The organism is Saprospiraceae bacterium (assembly GCA_026129545.1).
GTDB lineage: Bacteria > Bacteroidota > Bacteroidia > Chitinophagales > Saprospiraceae > M3007.
On record JAHCHX010000006.1, the window covers coordinates 113,893 to 131,109 of the forward strand.

Consider the following 17,217-nt stretch of genomic DNA (forward strand, 5'->3'; position numbering starts at 1 on the left):
AAGATTTTTCAGTTCACCATGATTGCCAACCTTGATTCCGAATGGATTGAAGTTTCGATCATGCTGAAAATTCGATGGCGCGAATTTTATTTGTTGAGGCTGCCGTCATCCGAAGCAGCACGACAAAGGTGAGGGCATCAGCCGTCTCTCAGAATGATGCAGGTTAGCAAATGAATTGATTGAAATCAATGTGGTTATTTTACATTTGCCCTGCCATGAAAAAAATCCTCATTATCGAAGATAACGCCGACGTTCGTGAAAATCTCTCCGAAATTCTCATGTTGGGGGGCTACGAGACGCTCACCGCTGAAAACGGCAAAACCGGGGTGGAAAAGGCGCAGGAAGTCTTGCCAGACCTCATTCTTTGCGACATCATGATGCCCGAACTGGACGGCTACGGGGTGTTGCACATACTGAGCCGCCACGCCAACACTGCTGGCATACCGTTCATCTTTCTGACCGCCAAGGCCGAAAAGGAAGACTTCCGACGCGGTATGTCGCTGGGTGCCGACGACTACATCACCAAGCCTTTCGACGACGTGGCCCTGCTGCAAACCATAGAGGCACGGCTTCAAAAAAGCGAACGCCTGCGCGTCGCCTCCGCCCAGCACACGGGTTCGCTCGACCATTTTATAGACGAGGCACGCGCTTTGGAGGCGATAAAACATCTCTCTGACAACCGCGAGGTGCGGCACTATCGCAAAAAAGACATCATTTTCAGGGAAGGCGAAAACCCGCGCTGGCTCTTTTTTGTGGAAAGCGGCAAAGTGAAGCTTTACAAGACCAGTGACGACGGGCGCGAGCTCATCGTGAAAATCGCACAAACAGGCGATTTCCTTGGCTTTTTGGCGCTATTCCAAGAAGATGCTTACCCGGAAAGCGCCGCAGCGGTGGAAGACTGCGCGGTCAAACTGATTCCGAAATCGGATTTTGCCGCGTTGGTGTTTGGCCATCGCGACGTGAATGCCCGATTTATCAAGATGCTCGCCAATCACGTCGCCGAGCGCGAACAACAACTCATAGAACTGGCTTACAACTCCGTCCGCAAGCGCGTGGCTACTGCCCTCGTGCAGCTCTACGACCAAAGCGGCCCTACCATCAATCTCTTGCGCGAAGACCTCGCCTCACTGGCCGGCACGGCCAAAGAAACACTTATCCGCACCTTGACCGATTTTAAAAACGAAGGCTCGATTGACATCAAAGAGGGAGCTATTCTGGTCTTGAAGCCTGACAAGCTGCGTCATTTGCCCAATTGACCCAAATGCCCGTTCAGCGACCAATGTTGCCACTTCGGTAGCCGGCAGTTGTCACTTGCCTTGCGCAACTGCGTTCTTTGTGGCATCTTGATTGTTCACAAAAAAACGGCTACCATGAAAAAGGCACTATTTGCTTTCGCTGCTCTATTACTTTCTCTCTCCATTGCTCTCCCGGCGTGCAAAAACGACAACAACCCGAACAACCCGCCCACACCCAATCCAGGGCAATGGAAGGTGAGCTACTTTTTCGACAAACAGGACAAAACCTCCAATTATGCCAGCTATACTTTTGAGTTTGGCTCCGATGGCAGCCTGAGTGCCACCAACGGCAGCCAGACGTGGCCGGGGACTTGGCAAACGGGCATTGATGACAGTGCGAACAAGTTTCTGATTGATTTTGTCGGCACCGTGCCCAGCGCATTGTCAGAGCTGGAAGAGGACTGGCGCATCATCACCATCGAAGATGCGTTCATGCACTTTGAGCACACAAGCGGTGGCAATGGCGACACGGATGTGTTGAAGTTTGTCAAGATTTGAGCGTTTGCGTCAATGCCGATTCTTGCAGGCCACGGCGAGCCAGCCCACAGACGCGGGCTGGCTCGCCGTGTTTGGGATAGTGCCGCGCCCGGTCAATGCCCGATGAATTTGGCGGCCCAATTTACAAGGAATTGACCGGGCGCGGCACAAGTGCTGACTTACTTGCTTGTGGCAATTTTGGAGAGCATCCTTTTAGCCTTATTTTTGCCATTTGATTTTCAGAAAAAATCTTTTTTCCCAAAACAGCGTTTTTCTGCTCGACCTGAAACAACCTGAACGCCAATTGTTGTCTCTTGAAGTAAGTACTCCCATTACGCTTGACTTTTCTCCACGAATAAACACTCGCACCATGCGCAAGTTATTTATCATCACCGCGTTGTTCGCCTGTTGCCTTTCCCAGCTACGCGCTGCTTACATCCTGATTCCGATGGACGAGACCTATCAGCGCAATCACCTGAAAGCCTATGGCATCACCTATTGGGTGCTCTCGCAAGGGGTGGAAGCCTATTGGTTGCTCAACTACCGGGGCGGCAGCTTTGCATTTGTCTATACCACTATTTTTGAAAAAGAATGTAAAACCCGCGACGTGAGTTTCGAGGTCATCGCCGATGCGCAGTTTGCCAGCATCCGCAACGACATCCTGAACCCGGAGGTGAATCAGGACGTGATTAAACTCGAAAAAGCGCCCAAAATAGCGGTGTATAGCCCTGACAAAAACGAGAAAGGCGAGACCGTGCAGCCCTGGGACGATGCCGTGACATTGGTGCTTACCTATGCCGAAATTCCCTACGATATCTTGTACGATAATGAGGTGCTGAACGGCAAACTGCCCGAATACGACTGGCTTCACCTGCACCACGAGGATTTCACGGGCATGTACGGAAAGTTTTACGCCAGCAACAGCAGCCAACCCTGGTATCGGGAACACGTCCGCATGATGGAAAATCTGGCTAAAGAAAATGGCTTCACCAAAGTCAGCAAGCTCAAACTGGCCGTGTGCAAAAAAATCGCCGAGTATGTGGCAGGAGGCGGCTTCATGTTTGCCATGTGTTCGGCCACAGACACTTACGACATCGCTTTGGCCGCAGAGGGCACGGATATTTGTGCCTCGGTGTTCGACGGTGACCCCATTGACCCAAACTGCAACAACAAACTGGATTACTCGAAGACTTTTGCGTTCACGGGTTTCTCAGTCATCACCGAGCCGGGCATCTACGAACACTCCACCATTGACCACGGCGAATACACGGGACGCCGTGTGATACCGGAACAAGATTATTTTACCTTGTTCGATTTTTCCGCAAAATGGGACCCCGTGCCTACCATGCTCACGCAGTGTCACACGCGCACAGTGAAAGGCTTCATGGGTCAAGCAACTGCTTTTCAGAAAAAACACATCAAGCCACAAGTGCTTATCATGGGCGACAACAAGCCAGCCAATGAAGCCCGCTACATTCACGGCACTTACGGCTATGGCTTCTGGACGTTCTATGGTGGCCACGACCCGGAAGATTATCGCCACTACGTCGGCGACCCGCCCACAGACTTGGCTTTGCACCCCAACTCGCCGGGTTATCGCCTGATTCTCAACAACATCCTGTTCCCGGCCGCAAAGAAAAAACACCAGAAAACATAGTACACCGCAACTTAAAGTTGCCACAAAGACCCTAAGGCTCTAAGGAATTGATTTCAAGGTCTTTGTGCCTTAGGGTCTTTGTGGCAATTTTCCGCCCTTGCTAGTGTTCTCACCAACAGCGGCACCAGATGCACTATACACCGTCACCCAACGGTCAGGCACCATCGTCCAGCCCTTCTTCCACGCCGCGTTCAGAAAGGATGGCTGCTGTGCCGTCGTGGTGCATACGGCACCAAGCACAACTCGGGTCGCCACAGCCATCGGTGAATGCTCGATTTTGGATTTTTGAAAAAACTTCTCGAATCAGCTCTTCCACAAAGTGAATTTCTTCTCCCGAAAAAGAGATTTCAGTGATGGGAAACGCGCCGCGTTTATCAGGTTCAAGCCATGAGATGGCCGTCCGGCCCACGCGCTCAGGGTAGATGCGCGCATTTTCGAGCAATATCTTGTAGAAGGCCAATTGACGCCAATACTCCCCGCCGAGTGCTTGCCGAGCGTCGGGAGGGGTTGTTTTGCGGAGGTCGGGAGTCCCTGTTTTGTAGTCCACGATGCGGAGCGAGCCACCATCGAGCCATTCGATTTTATCAAGCACGCCCGTGAGTGGCACGCCGTTGAGTTCCACGCGGTCAATGCGGCGCTCCACGATGGCGCGTTTTTTCCAAAAAGGTATTTGTTCCAAATGTATGCGACGCAGATAGTCCTTGCCGAGGGTGAGCCGTTGCGCGAAGCCGTGTTCGGAAAACCACCCGCGTTGCCGCTCCATTTCTTGGTCAAAGAGGCGCTGGAGGTTTTCGGGGCTGGGCCATTCCATTTTTTTGTGGTTTTTCATTTTCAATAAAAATTGCTGCAAGGCACCGTGCATGGCTATGCCGAAAGCCGCCGCTTCGCTTGAGGTGCCCGGCACCTTCAACAAGTCCTCGTAGTAGAAGGCCAAAGGGCAACGCAGATAGCGATTGAACGCGGTGATGCTGAGGCTGAAATGAGCCAGCAACTCGTCCAGCAGGGTGGGCTCGGGCAGAGTGACGACGGGGCGGGTTGGCTCCAGCAAAAGCAGGGTTTGGGTCTCAGTCAAAAGGCTGGCCGGCACATCGAGCGTCGTGTGGGGCAATGCTGTTTCGTCCACGAAACGCGCCTGAGCGAGGGGTTTGCCGTCGTCGCCTGTTCGTGCGAACGACAGGTGCAGCGCTCGCTTCGCTCGCGTCATGCCGACATAGAAGAGCCGCCGACGGGCCTCCATCTCGTCTTCCGCGCCGGAGCGCGTGAGTGTGGGTGGCAGCGCGAACCGCCCGCGGTGGCCGCTCCCATTTTTTTCCCAAGCATCATCGGTGCAGTCGAGCATGAAGACATGCTCGAATTCAAGTCCCTTGGCAGCATGGGCAGTGAGCAACTGCACTCCCGGACCGCTCTGGATGGGTTGCTGGAGCGGAAGGGGCAAGTCGTTGTCGTCCATGCTATCCAACAGCGTGAGCAAGCGTGCGAGGGAGAAACGCGGGTTGCGCGATGATTCGGCCTTCACAAAATCCATGAACGTGCTGAGTATCTGCAAGCACAGCACTTTATCGGATTGGCGCAAGGCCCAATGGAGCAGGCCAGTTTGCGCATACAATCGCTCGATGAGGTGTGAGAGTGGCAGGTTGCTCACGTCGGCTATCCACCCTTCGAGACGCTGCGAGAAGTCGCTTAGTGCAGCTGGATGTGACAACGAAAGGCGGTTGAGCCACGACGTGGCACTCAATGCCTCGCGCCAAGGCAGCCGTGTCTCTTGAGCCTGCCCTACTCTTTCGTAGCGCCCTTCGCCCCCGTCGCCAGTGCGTGCGGGGTGGCAGGCGATGGCTATTTTGGCCAAATCCAATGGCTCCAAGCCGAACCACGCGGCGTGCAGCAATCGGAATAGCCGATGCTCCCCGGAGAAGGGATTTTGCGCCTCTTCGTGGAGGTATTTCAATAGTTCCCTGAATTGGCGGATAATGGGCAAATCAAGGATGTTGACGGGGCGTTTGGTCTGGTATGGGATGCCTTTTTTTTCGAGCAGGGATAGCAACCGCTCAGCCTGACGGTGCCGGGCGTATATGACGGCGATTTCGGAAGGAGGCATGCCATCTTTTTTGACCAGATGCTCGATTTGGGCGACGATATCCGCGACTTCGTGCAGTTTGGTTTCGTAAACGGCTATTTGGGGCGGGTTGCCGCCTTTGGCATTCACAGCCCTCAGCCGTTTTTCCAAGGGTTTTTCAAAAAGGTAGAGCGCCCGGAGTTCATTGTTGTCTATCACTCTTTTTGCCGCATCGAGCAACGCCTGTGCGGAGCGATAGTTTTCCTCCAGCACGATGGTCTCAAGCCCTTTTTGATATTTTTTGTAAAACTCCCTCAAATTCTCCAGCCGTGCTCCTTGAAACTCGTAGATGCTTTGGTCGTCGTCGCCCACGATGAAGACATTGGGCACTTCCCAAAAATCGAGCAAGAGATTGAGCAAGTGAAACTGCGCGCCATTGGTATCTTGGAACTCATCCACGAGGAGATACTGGTAGCGTTCCTGATAGGTGCGAAGCAATGCTTCGTTTTTTTCAAATGCTTTTGTCACCCAGAGAAGCATATCCTCATACTCATAGCGTCCGGCGCGTTCCATGGCCGCCACGTATTTTGGAAAAATATCGGCGGCAGCCTTGAGGCGTGTTAGCTTTTCCGTAGTCTCTTCAATTTGTGCGGTTTTGGGGTCGCCTTTCTTGAAATTTTTGCCGTTTCGCTGATACATGAAATCCGGGTTGGAAGGAAGCCCCGCCAGAAATTCGTCAGTTCGCCTTAACACAAAACCCGGCGACCAGCTTTCCTTTTTCATGGTGGCGAACACATCGCGCAGGTGCGCCTCATATTGGTAGGTGTCTTTTTTGCCTTCTCGCAGCGGGTGTTCGGGGGGCAGTTTGGCGAGCAGGTTTCGGACTATCTCAATGCGTTCCAACTCCGTTATCGGCTCCAAATTCCCTTTGCCGAAGTGCTCCATGTTTTCTTGAATGACGCGGTTGCAAAACGCATGGAAGGTGAAAATAGGCACCCGATGTGCTTCCGGGCCGATGCGTTCCAACAGTCGGCGACGCATGGCGTGAGCGCCCGCGTCGGTGAAAGTGAGGCAAAGGACATTTTGAGCCTTTGCGTCGGTGTTGAGCAGGATATTGCCAATGCGAGCGGTCAGGATGTGCGTCTTTCCTGTGCCGGGGCCAGCTATGACGAGGACGGGGCCTTCCGTTGTGTCCACTGCCCGGCGTTGGGCTGGATTGAGGGAAGCTAAAAAGGCGCGGAAAGCATCGTTGTATTGTTGCAAGTCAGTCATGTGCGACCAGCCATGAATCATTCTGATTGTTATTGGGAAAAACATGAGTCATCGCCGAATTTTCGGGATGACTCATGTTCATTGTGTGCCTTGATTCACAAGGATTTGTCAGTTCACCATGCTCGCTCTCTCTGATTTTGAACAGATTGTGCTTTTAGCCATGCCCAAAACCCGGTGGCGAAAAGCATCTATCGTCTATGCGGGTTACTTCAATGCTTGGGTTGAGCGGAGGCATCCTGTTCGATAATCTGCTTCACCCGCTCTTCCGCCACTCCCGTCAGAAAGGCTATCTTGCCGAGCGTGAACTCTCCCGTGTTCCATAAACGCAGGACAAAGTCTCGCTCTTTGAGGTCAAGCCCCTTCTCGATGCCCTTCTCGATGCCCTTCTCGATGCCTTTTTCAAGACCTTCCTGATAAAGGCCATCCTGTTTGATGTCATAGTGAATGGTCATGGCAGATACCTCTGTTTTGGTGATGGATTCCAACTTGCGTAGCCGAGACAAAACTAACAGTTGTTTCTGATATTTTTTCAAACGCTCCGACCGTTTGACGATTTTTTTGAGGTTCCACAAAATTTGCCTCACTACTGATGCCGGCTGGTCTTGACCAAAATCGCACAGCACCGCCAACAAGACCTCCTCCGGCACCTCCGAATCAATGAAGGTCTCTTTCGGGATGTGCCTCAAGACCACTACCTCGAACTCGAGCCGCTGCCCACGGATGTCCAGCACGTTGTTCACGATTCGGGTCGGCTCGCTCACGCCGAGGTAAATCACGATTTGGCGCAACGGGATGCGGTACTTGTGGTAGAACAGGCCGTAGTGCAGCAAGTTGCGTGCTCGGAGGTCTTCGTCCGTCACATGAAACTCCGTCTGCAGGCCATAGTCATCGGCGGGGTCGTCGTGCACCACCCGTTTGATGTCGTCCATCTCCCGCTCGAGCGTGGCTTGTATCTTGGCTTCCAAAGGGACGAGGCGCGGCGGGTCGAAGCCCAGCACCTTACGCAGCAAAGGCAACTGGAGCGGTTCTATGTTTTCCTTGATGATGCGGTCGTAATCGTTGGGCATGGCGGATGTAAAATAAGGAGAGTCTATATGCCCTGACACAATTCGACTAAAACCCCGTTGGCCGATTTAGGATGCAGAAAAGCGACCAATTTGTTGTCTGCCCCACGCTTGGGTTCGCGATTGAGCGGGATGAATCCCTCTGCTTCGAGGCGCTCGATTTCGGCGCGTATATCGCTCACTTCAAAAGCAATATGATGAATGCCTTCCCCTCGTTTTTCGATGAATTTCGCAATCGGGCTTTCCGGCCCGGATGCCTCCAACAGTTCGATTTTGCTTTCGCCGATGCGAAAGAAAGAGGTGGCTACCTGCTCACTTTCCACCGTTTCGACTTTGTAGTGGGATTGGCCAAGCAATTTGCGAAAAAGCTCGTTGCTTTCATCCATGTTTTTGACGGCTATGCCAATGTGGTCTATGCGAATCATGGAGGGTGGAGGGTGGAAGGTGGAGGGACTTGTTTTTTGTTCGAGATGCCCCCAACCTTCTGCTGTTCAATTATTTTTTCTTGTAAAAACTTAGGCAGGAGATCGAGGGTAGAAGGTTGAAGGCTGATTTCATCTTTACTAGACTTGTTGCGGTGGAGGGCTTTGGCGAAGGGAAAGCCTTTTTTCCGACTGGCTTCGTTAAATTTTTCGCCGAATATACCCGATTTCGACTGCAAAATTTGCCTTGCCAGTCGAAAAAATGACAATCCCCTTCACTCAAAGCCCTCCACCGCAACAAGTCTACTGAAATAGTATGTAGTCCAAAAGCAAGCCTCACGACCCTCTACCTTCTGCCGACTGCCCTCTTGCCTAAGTTTTTACTTTTTCTTTATCCAAATGTTTTTTTCACCCGTCAAATTTTGCAGCGTGACAATCTTCTCTTGCACTTCTTTTGCTTGGGTGTAGTGGAATCGTATGCCGACCTGATGGCCATTTTTTTGCAGCGAATAGACCTCAAAGCCCTCTTCGCTCAACATCTGCTCCAAGCGGTCGGCGTTGGCTTTCTCTCGGAGGGTGGCCACGATAAGAATGCACTCTCGCGCGCCTTTAGGGATGGCGTTTTTGACCTCTTCACGGGCAGCTTGGGTTCTTTCCGCAATGGATTCTTGTATCTTTCTCTCATTTTCTTCTTCCGGCGTGGCAGGCACTTCATCCACGGCTACCAGTTGTTCGGTTTTTTTGGGCGCTTCGTTGGTCTTGCCAGCACCGGGCAGGAGCGGTTCTACTTGCTCGTCTCTTTGTTTGTTGGCGTTGGCCAGTTTTGCTTTCTGGTGTTGCCAGAGCCAATAGCCGCCAGATAGTGCGCACAAAAGAAGGAAAATACCCAATGCGGTGGCCCATTTTGCTCCTCCGGCACGGGCCGACGACGGGACGTATGGTTCCGTCGCAACCGCAGGGGGAGTGGCCGTCTGTGGCGGGGTTTTGATGGTGGTGGCGGGTGGCGGTGGAGGCGTTGTGTTGGTACGGATGGTGGAGCCGGGCGCGGGTGCGGGCGGCGGCGCTTCTGCGGTTTTTTCCACCTCGCGGGAGCGGGCGATGGGCGAGAATTGGAGCGGCGGCAAGCCAAAAGATTCGGGGCTGAAATTCGTCGTGTCGGGGAGGAACTGAATTTTCTGAACGTAGTTTTTGTAAAGCCTCCCGACGGCGGGCAGGGTCACGATTTCGCGTTGGTCGAGTTTGGATTGGGTGTCCTGCACGAAGTTCTGGACGATTTGGCGAGCCTCTTCGGCAGAAATCCCGTGCGTGAGTGCCACGTCGTTCACCAAGATGCCGTCATCGGAAGTGATATTTTCGCTAAATGTCAATGATTTGGAGGGAGGACTCACCGTGCCGCCGACATAATCGGCAGTGGCAGAGATTTTGGTGGCCGTGAATGAACCAAAACCGGGGATCGTCAGCGTATCGTGTAGAAAAAGGAGTTTCTCGATGTGCGCAGGTATATCTATTTGCATGGTTGGGATGTTAAGGCGAAAAATCGGATTTAGAGATTATCGCATTTGAACAATTATTCTGCCAAAGTGCGCACAAAAGTATGAGATTCAATTGTATCACGCTCTGACAAACAGCGGAATAAACGGCAAAACCACCACTCAGCGTATTCCAGATACAATTCTGCCAGATAGTTTCGAGGCTTGTTTTTTGGGGTGTGGTGTGAGGGAAGAGACCACACCACTGGACATCATTTTTGTGCTGCAAAGACGCAAAGGCACAAAATGCGGCAAATCAATGAGTATTTTGCTTTGTGACTTCGTGGCTAATTTGAAAATATCAGTAGTGGGGGGGGGCGAGACTATCTCGCCTCTTTAAAAACTATTTTTAGCTCCCCTTTGGTGTAGAAAAAACAATAAGGCTGTAATTTTGGCACGACCTATAAGCAGCAAAAAATTATGAGCGAAGTTGAGAGCTTTTTTAAGTCCGCGTTTTCGGTTGACAATGTTATTTTTGGTTTTGACGGCGGTGATTTGAAAATCCTGCTCATCCAGCGTGGCGCGGCACCCTACCGGGGCAAATGGGCACTTCCCGGCGATTTGGTTTATCCCAATGAAGATTTGGACACCGCTGCCGAGCGCGTGCTCGAACAGCTGACGGGCCTGCGTGGCGTATATCTGGAACAAGTGCGCACGTTCGGCGCCGTGGACCGCCACCCTTTGGGGCGCGTCATCACGATTGCCTATTTTTCATTGATAAAAATCAGCGACTACACCGTCACGCCTGCCTCCTTTGCGCAATCGGCCAAGTGGCATTCGGTATCGAAAGTAGGCGAGCTGGCTTTTGACCACAACGAGATCCTCGACAGTTGTCTGAAACGGCTGAAACGCAAGGTGCGAATGGCTCCCATCGGTTTTGAGCTGCTGCCACCCAAGTTTACCCTGACGGAGTTGCAGCTACTCTACGAGGCTATTCTCGCGCCACCCAAAGGCATTGACAAGCGTAATTTTCGCAAAAAAATACTTTCTACCAATCTGTTGCACGACCTCAATGAGGTACAGGAGGGCGTGGCGCACCGCCCCGCGAAACTGTATCAGTTTGACAAAGACAAATACGAACAGTTGGTAGCGGTGGGTTACAGCTTCGATATTTGATTGCTGCTCATCATTGCCGCACCAACACCTTCGCCACACCGCGCCGCCCCTCGGCTACCACTTCGACAAAGTAGATGCCTGGCTGCCAATGCCCCACGGAGAGCTGCAAACTCCCGCTAAAGGATTCCCCTTGCGCCACCAACTGACCCAGCGCGTTGAAAGATTGCCAGCGGGCCGGCGCTTCTGAGGGAATCAATATCAGCACCCAATCTCGGGCAGGGTTGGGACTTACGGAAAGCGGTAGCGAAGCGGCGGGTTCCTTGGCGCTCACGGGCACCTCGCAGTCCGCCATGACAGTTTTGTAAAGACTCAAGCCGCCGCGCTGGTTGCCTACCACCATTTCCAAAATACCGTCGCCGTCGAGGTCTGCGAACGCGGGGCAGCTGCGGTTGCCCTCATCCACATTGCCCCAAGTCAGAGAGATGAGCGTGTATGGAGAAGCGGTGGCTGTGATGTCGCTGTAAGCCTCCAATTGGCCTTTGATGCCACCCGTGACCAATCGAAGCCCTTCGGGTGTCTGAAAGAAGGCGGGGGCGCTGTAGCCTGGCGCGCCGGGGAAAAGGTCGGTGTCAATGTTCCCGATTTTCTGAATCGTGGGCAGGCTGTTGAAAAGAGGGGTGGTCGGGGTGCCGATGTTTTTGAAAAAATTGATGTTTCCCTGAAACTCGCCCATCACCACATCTTGCAACCCATCGCCGTCGAGGTCCACAATGGCGGGCGTGGAGGAAGTGCCCACATACATGGAGACCCACATAGGGTTGAAATCCTGTTGGAATGTCATGGGGTTGTTCGGGCCAGCGGTGTTGCGAAAACAATAGAGCGCGCCGCCCACGCTGCCCACCAAAAGGTCGAGGTCGCCGTCGCCGTCGAGGTCGCCAAAAGCAGGCGCGAAATCGTAGTCGTTTGGGGTATATTGCGACAGTCCGAGCCAATCCTCGTCGGCCAGCATGAATCGAGGCTCGCTGGGGGTCCCGATGTTCAGGAAAAGATAGAGCCGGCCATTGTTGAAGTTGCTGGGTGGCGTGAAAAAGCCGTTGTTGCCCACCACCAAATCGAGCAATCCGTTGCCATCCACATCGGCGATGGCCGGGTGAGTTGAGGAGCCTACATCTATCATGTTTTCCACAAACAGGTTTTTTGTTTGCAGCTCGAACTGGTGGCCCGTGTTTGCCGTGTTTTTGTAAAACCACACACAGTTGCGGTCTTCTCCCACGGTGGGATTGTTGGGCGACACGATGAGGTCTTTTTTCCCGTCATTGTCAATGTCGAGATAAAACGCTGCGGGAAACTTGGGCAAATTGACTGGCGTGTTGAACGAGGGAAAAAGCGTGTCCTGCGAGGTCATCCATGCTTTCTCGGCAGTGCCGCCGTTGTAGATGAACCCAAGACAATCGTTGGTGATGTTGCCCCAAATCAAATCTTTGACGCCATTGCCATCGTGGTCGTAAGTGAGCACGGTCGCACCGGGGTGTCGCTGCTCGCGGTCGTCCGCCTGAAGGCCAAAGCCATTGGAGCAGGGCGCACACGAGTCGGGGTGGCAGCTGAGCACGGCGCGGCATCCGCTGAACCCATCTTCGTAAAAGCGCCCCCAACAATTGTCCACCAGCCTGAATTTCAGGCTGTCAAGCCCATAACCCATCTCCACCGATTCATTGCGCAGGTACCAAAGATGCGTCGTGTTGCCTGCCGCAAACGTCACGATGTCCAAATCTCCGTCGCCGTCAATGTCGTCAATGGAAGGCACATCGGAGCTCGCCACCGAAAGATTGCTCCAGTTGCCCACGCCCGAAAGGCTGGGGTACCAGATATGCAAGGGATTGCAGAAATTGCAACCCGGATAATAGAAAGAAACTGGCTTGAATTTCAACACATTGTTTTCATAATAGCCTTGAAAAACCTGCATCTCCTGCGAGCCGTCTTGCAAGGCAGCGCAGAAAATATCCATAGCGCCATCCTTGTTGAAATCGCGCATGACCATGTAATTCACCACTTTTGGGAAAAAACAGGCATATTGCCAGACATATTCATAGCTCGGCTCGCCGGGTATGCCGCGATTGATGAACGTCAGCACCACATTGCCCCCACGGTCGAAAATGACCAAGTCCTGAATGCCATCGTTGTTCAAATCTGCCACGTTGAACTGCGGATTGTTCAGCCCACCCGTGAACGGATAGGCCAGTTCGACACCATCTTTAAAGACAGGCGCGGTGATGCGTTGGAACATTTGCATTTGGGCAATAGCAGTCGCGCAATAAGACAGCACGAGGGTAAAAAGCAGGGTGTAGCGCATATTGAAAGGTGGTTTAAAAAAAGTCATGTCGCAAACCTATGCCGAATCAGGCAAGCCAATGGGCGATAAGTGAAGGAGCGTCAAGGGCTGGCGAAAAATCGAGCGGCGCCCCCGACGGCAAGGCGTTATTTTGCTTTCAAAATGGCCTCCATGTCGCGCAAGAGTTTTTTGCCCCCAGCCGAGAATTTGGAAGTGTACTGTGAGTTGGATTTTTCCAACATGATGAAGGAAAAGTTGTCGGCCAGCACCTCATCGGGGTGAATGATGTAGCCCGTGTTGTCTTTGATTTGATTGAAAAAATCGGGCAGCTCATTCAATTTCAAGGTACTGCTAAAGCCATCGGCCTGCGTCACGACATTCCAAACGCCGTCGCCGTTCGATTTTATTTCAAACAAATTGAACTCCAGATAACCGAAAAACTCGCGCTGTCCCTCCTTCGCGCCCACATTTTTTGCATAGATAATCGGGATGGCCTGAATGGTCGTGTTCTCCGCCGTCGCCAACGCGATTTTTTGCGCAAAATCAGCGCCGTCAGGATTGTAGAGCACCCGCTCGGCCAGCGCCGCAGGAAGACGCAGGTTCGACAAGCCGATGCCTTCAAAACCGATGAGCCGATAGAGTTGGGCACGTTTGGCGGGGTTGAGCCGCGAATAAACGTGAAACAGCTCGTGATACATGGTCGTGGTGAAGGGGTTGGTTTTTTGGGCCTCCAACTCTCCTTTGGGGACGACAATGCAGTTGTCGCGGGTGTACCACACCCCCTCGCCGTAGTGCGTGCCCTTGATTTTTATCAACTTTAAAGTGTCTGGGAAAATGCTGGCATTGACTTCGCCCACCGTCTTGAACATTTTGCGCAACACCTTATCCATGAATTCCGCGTCAGCAATAGAGAAGCCCTCCACGTCGCTTTTCAAAAAATGGATGTAATCGGGCAGCAATCCTTCGCGGGTCTGCCCCTCGGCAAGGGGCTGTTTCATCTGAATGGACATTTCCGAAGCCGTCACCAATTCGAAGTAGCGGTCGTGTTTGTCGGTCGTGATGGCATGGGACGCATCCGCGCTGTCGAGCAGCATGGCCACACGACCAGCCCCCAGCAACAAAGTGCGTGTGGGTGCGGTGGTCTGGGCCTTGCAGGAAAATGAAAGAAAAACAAGCGCAAAAAGAGCAGGTAGTGCAAATAGGTATCTCACGATGATATGTGTTTAGGGTGGTTTGAGGAATGTCAATAGGCTCCGATGGAAAGCATGACCAAGGTACAGCCTTCCACCGTTTCGATACCTCGCTCTTGCGCCAATCGCATCAGTTCTGGGTTCTCGGTGCCGGGGTTGAATATGATGCGACGCGGGCGCAACGACAGGATGTAGTCATGATACGCTTGTTGCCGCTGCGGATTGAGGTAGAGCGTCACGGTGTCAATACCTTCCAAAGGAGGCTGCCCCTTCAGTATTTCGATGCCTTCCACACTGCCGTCGTGATTGCCCAACGGCACCACCTCATGGCCGCGTTGCTTCAGCCGCATCACTGCGAGATAGGCATATCGAGCCGGATTGTCGGTAGCGCCAAGCACAAGGGTCTTTTTCATCGAACAAAAAAATTTGGATGGAGGGTAGAAGGTAGAGGGTTATATTGGTGAAAACATACCTTGATTCGTTAGGATTTGTCAGATGTTCATGATTGATGCCTTTGATTTTGAGCAGATTGCTATTGCAGCCATGCCCAAAACTTGGCGGCGCGAGGTATAGTTTCAATATGAGAGAGTAGCAACGACCATGAACATACCCCCCGGCCACAGCGGGGCGAAACGTCGGTAGCAACGACCTGCAACCATCAGCCCAACCCTATACCCTCCACCTTCCACCCTTTCGCAAAGGTCGCCGCAGAAACAATATGTAGGGTAAAAAGTTAGGCACACCGTTTTATTTCAAGGCAATGGGGTACTTTTGCCCGCTTATCAAGACAAGGGACGGACGAAAACCCGCCGGCTATTTTTCCAAACATGATTCTGACCGACAAAAAAATCCTCGAAGGCATCGGCAACGGCGAAATCGTCATTGAGCCTTTCCGCCGCGAGTGCCTGGGCACCAATTCCTACGACGTGCATTTGGGCAAATTTCTGGCTGTTTATCAAGACCGGGTGCTGGATGCCAAAAAGCACAACCAAATAGAAATGCTCGAAATCTCGGAAGAGGGCTTCGTGTTGCAACCCGGCACGCTTTACCTCGGTGTCACGGAAGAATATACCGAAACGCATAGCGCGGTGCCTTTTCTGGAAGGCAAGAGTAGTGTAGGGCGTTTGGGCATTGACATCCACGCGACGGCTGGCAAAGGCGACGTGGGTTTTTCCAACACATGGACGCTCGAAATTTCCTGTGTGCAACCCGTGCGCGTCTATGCTGGAATGCCCATCGGCCAATTGATTTATTTCAGGGTGGATGGCGACATCGAGAACTACTACAACAAAAAACGGGATGCCAAATACAACCTTCGCACCGACAAGCCCGTGGAAAGCATGATGTGGAGGAATTTTTGAGGGCGGGGAAAGTGGTGGGGAGCGTTTTAAGCAGTTTCTAATCCAGTGTCTTGGGTGGCCGCTCTACCTTTGAATGCAAAAGTTTCGCGGCCCGCAATTGACCAAACCGCGATTGAAAGAGCGTTTTTGAAAAATAATTTTTTTGCGAAAATGAGTTACAAACTACTCGTCTGCGCCGCGCTGGCCACGCTTCTGTGGTTGCCCGGTTGCAAAGAATACAACAAGGATTACCCCAAACAGGCCAACAACCCGGAATTTCTGCACGCAGGGGTGCGGCGCATCACCGAGATTATCCGCCACGACATTTTTGCGCCCCCCATCTCGGCGCGTATCTATGCCTATTCCACGGTGGCGGGCTACGAGGCGCTCATTCCGGGGTTCCCCGAATATCAAAGCTTGGCGGGCCAACTCAATGGGCTGAAGCCCGGCCCTCAGCCAGAGGCTGGCAAAGAATACTGCTTCCCGCTGGCCAGCGTGAACGCGATGCTGACAGTGGGCAAACAACTTGTCTTTTCCGAAGGGGACATCCAAGATTTGAAAGAAAAAATCTTCGAGGATTTTACCCTGATGAATATGCCGCCCGATGTGTACAAACGCTCGATGGAATACGGCGAGGCGGTGGCCAAACACATTTTGGATTGGTCAAAAACCGACAACTACGCACAAACGCGCAGCGCCCCCAAATTCACCATTGACACCAAAGACCCCTCGCGCTGGCGCCCCACCCCACCCCAATACGCCGACGCTTTGGAGCCACATTGGCGCACCATTCGACCCTGGGTGCTGGACTCGGCCAACCAATTCAAATGCGACCCCCACCAACCATTCAGCACCGCCAAGGGCAGCGCCTTTCACAAAGAGGCCATGGAAGTGTATGAAATCGTGAAAAACCTGACCCCTTGGCAGGACTCGACGGCGTGGTATTGGGACGACAACCCCTTCCGCATGGACGTGAGCGGCCACCTGATGGTAGGCGTGAAAAAAATCAGCCCCGGCGGACACTGGATGAACATCGCCAGCCATGCCTGCCGAAAAGCCAACGCCGACATGATGCTTTCGGCTGAAACGTATGTGAAAGTTGCCTGCGCGTTGGTTGATGGCTTCATCTCCTGTTGGTACGCCAAGTACGAATACAACCTCATCCGCCCGGAATCGTACATCAACCAATACATTGACCCTGAATGGTCGCCGCTGATTCAGACCCCGCCATTCCCCGAACATTCAAGCGGGCACAGCACCATATCCGCCGCCGCCGCTACCGTGTTGACCAACCTTTACGGCGACAACTTCTCATTCACCGATAGCACGGAAATGGAATTCGGGATACCCCCGCGCACTTTTGGCTCCTTCAAAGAAGCTTCCGAGGAGGTAGGCATGAGCCGACTCTACGGCGGCATTCACTATCGCACGGGCAACGTGAAAGGCCTGAAAAACGGCTACGAGGTGGGGCAATATGTGTCTGAAAAGGTGAAAACCCGCAAAGGCAGCAAAGCAGTGGGAAGCAAGTAACAC

At 52.8% G+C, this 17,217-nt stretch carries 14 protein-coding genes; 6 read left to right on the forward strand and 8 right to left on the reverse strand.

What is annotated here, in order from left to right:
• The first annotated feature begins 215 nt into the window (after positions 1-215).
• The 3 genes from KIS77_22680 to KIS77_22690 all read left to right on the forward strand — a co-directional run bounded on the left by KIS77_22680 (position 216) and on the right by KIS77_22690 (position 3,429).
• Positions 216-1,256, forward strand: coding sequence for a response regulator (locus KIS77_22680; GenBank protein MCW5925140.1), 1,041 nt, complete (start codon positions 216-218; stop codon positions 1,254-1,256).
• 114 nt (positions 1,257-1,370) lie between these two features.
• Positions 1,371-1,793: a hypothetical protein gene (locus tag KIS77_22685; GenBank protein MCW5925141.1), complete on the forward strand. Its 423-nt coding sequence runs from the start codon at positions 1,371-1,373 to the stop codon at positions 1,791-1,793.
• A gap of 349 nt (positions 1,794-2,142) precedes the next feature.
• Entirely contained in the window at positions 2,143-3,429 is a 1,287-nt protein-coding gene (locus KIS77_22690; protein ID MCW5925142.1) for an asparagine synthetase B, read from the forward strand.
• Between the two features lie 154 nt (positions 3,430-3,583).
• Here KIS77_22690 and KIS77_22695 read toward each other — a convergent pair whose 3' ends face one another.
• From KIS77_22695 to KIS77_22715, 5 genes are all read right to left on the reverse strand, one after another.
• Complete coding sequence (locus tag KIS77_22695; protein MCW5925143.1) at positions 3,584-6,799, reverse strand: ATP-dependent helicase; 3,216 nt, start codon at positions 6,797-6,799, stop codon at positions 3,584-3,586.
• 164 nt (positions 6,800-6,963) lie between these two features.
• Positions 6,964-7,860 carry a hypothetical protein gene (locus KIS77_22700; GenBank protein ID MCW5925144.1) on the reverse strand — a complete coding sequence of 299 codons (897 nt, stop codon included), beginning with the start codon at positions 7,858-7,860 and terminating at the stop codon, positions 6,964-6,966.
• Complete coding sequence (gene mce, locus KIS77_22705; protein MCW5925145.1) at positions 7,845-8,240, reverse strand: methylmalonyl-CoA epimerase; 396 nt, start codon at positions 8,238-8,240, stop codon at positions 7,845-7,847. The genes KIS77_22700 and mce overlap by 16 nt, the downstream gene beginning before the upstream one ends.
• Positions 8,240-8,479 (reverse strand): hypothetical protein, encoded by a 240-nt coding sequence (locus tag KIS77_22710; GenBank protein ID MCW5925146.1) that lies wholly within the window; start codon positions 8,477-8,479, stop codon positions 8,240-8,242. The genes mce and KIS77_22710 overlap by 1 nt, the downstream gene beginning before the upstream one ends.
• 141 nt (positions 8,480-8,620) lie before the next feature.
• Positions 8,621-9,754, reverse strand: a complete 1,134-nt coding sequence (locus tag KIS77_22715; protein ID MCW5925147.1) for a hypothetical protein — start codon at positions 9,752-9,754, stop codon at positions 8,621-8,623.
• Positions 9,755-10,189: 435 nt separating this feature from the next.
• Here KIS77_22715 and KIS77_22720 point away from each other — a divergent pair, with 435 nt between their 5' ends.
• Positions 10,190-10,885, forward strand: coding sequence for an NUDIX hydrolase (locus KIS77_22720; GenBank protein ID MCW5925148.1), 696 nt, complete (start codon positions 10,190-10,192; stop codon positions 10,883-10,885).
• A 10-nt stretch (positions 10,886-10,895) separates the two neighbouring features.
• Here KIS77_22720 and KIS77_22725 read toward each other — a convergent pair whose 3' ends face one another.
• The 3 genes from KIS77_22725 to KIS77_22735 all read right to left on the reverse strand — a co-directional run bounded on the left by KIS77_22725 (position 10,896) and on the right by KIS77_22735 (position 14,757).
• Positions 10,896-13,175: a T9SS type A sorting domain-containing protein gene (locus tag KIS77_22725; GenBank protein MCW5925149.1), complete on the reverse strand. Its 2,280-nt coding sequence runs from the start codon at positions 13,173-13,175 to the stop codon at positions 10,896-10,898.
• 125 nt (positions 13,176-13,300) lie between these two features.
• Positions 13,301-14,365, reverse strand: a complete 1,065-nt coding sequence (locus KIS77_22730; protein MCW5925150.1) for a hypothetical protein — start codon at positions 14,363-14,365, stop codon at positions 13,301-13,303.
• A gap of 32 nt (positions 14,366-14,397) precedes the next feature.
• Complete coding sequence (locus tag KIS77_22735) at positions 14,398-14,757, reverse strand: CoA-binding protein (GenBank protein MCW5925151.1); 360 nt, start codon at positions 14,755-14,757, stop codon at positions 14,398-14,400.
• A gap of 414 nt (positions 14,758-15,171) precedes the next feature.
• On the opposite strand from KIS77_22735, the gene KIS77_22740 reads away from it, so the two are divergent.
• Complete coding sequence (locus KIS77_22740; protein MCW5925152.1) at positions 15,172-15,705, forward strand: dCTP deaminase; 534 nt, start codon at positions 15,172-15,174, stop codon at positions 15,703-15,705.
• A gap of 150 nt (positions 15,706-15,855) precedes the next feature.
• Entirely contained in the window at positions 15,856-17,214 is a 1,359-nt protein-coding gene (locus tag KIS77_22745) for a vanadium-dependent haloperoxidase (protein ID MCW5925153.1), read from the forward strand.
• Positions 17,215-17,217 lie beyond the last annotated feature (3 nt).

Coding starts and splice junctions, on each gene's coding strand:
- KIS77_22680 (MCW5925140.1), top strand. CDS start 216: ATGAAAAAAATCCTCATTATCGAAGATAACGCCGACGTTCGTGAAAAT.
- KIS77_22685 (MCW5925141.1), top strand. CDS start 1,371: ATGAAAAAGGCACTATTTGCTTTCGCTGCTCTATTACTTTCTCTCTCC.
- KIS77_22690 (MCW5925142.1), top strand. CDS start 2,143: ATGCGCAAGTTATTTATCATCACCGCGTTGTTCGCCTGTTGCCTTTCC.
- KIS77_22695 (MCW5925143.1), bottom strand. CDS start 6,799: ATGTTTTTCCCAATAACAATCAGAATGATTCATGGCTGGTCGCACATG.
- KIS77_22715 (MCW5925147.1), bottom strand. CDS start 9,754: ATGCAAATAGATATACCTGCGCACATCGAGAAACTCCTTTTTCTACAC.
- KIS77_22720 (MCW5925148.1), top strand. CDS start 10,190: ATGAGCGAAGTTGAGAGCTTTTTTAAGTCCGCGTTTTCGGTTGACAAT.
- KIS77_22725 (MCW5925149.1), bottom strand. CDS start 13,175: ATGCGCTACACCCTGCTTTTTACCCTCGTGCTGTCTTATTGCGCGACT.
- KIS77_22735 (MCW5925151.1), bottom strand. CDS start 14,757: ATGAAAAAGACCCTTGTGCTTGGCGCTACCGACAATCCGGCTCGATAT.
- KIS77_22740 (MCW5925152.1), top strand. CDS start 15,172: ATGATTCTGACCGACAAAAAAATCCTCGAAGGCATCGGCAACGGCGAA.
- KIS77_22745 (MCW5925153.1), top strand. CDS start 15,856: ATGAGTTACAAACTACTCGTCTGCGCCGCGCTGGCCACGCTTCTGTGG.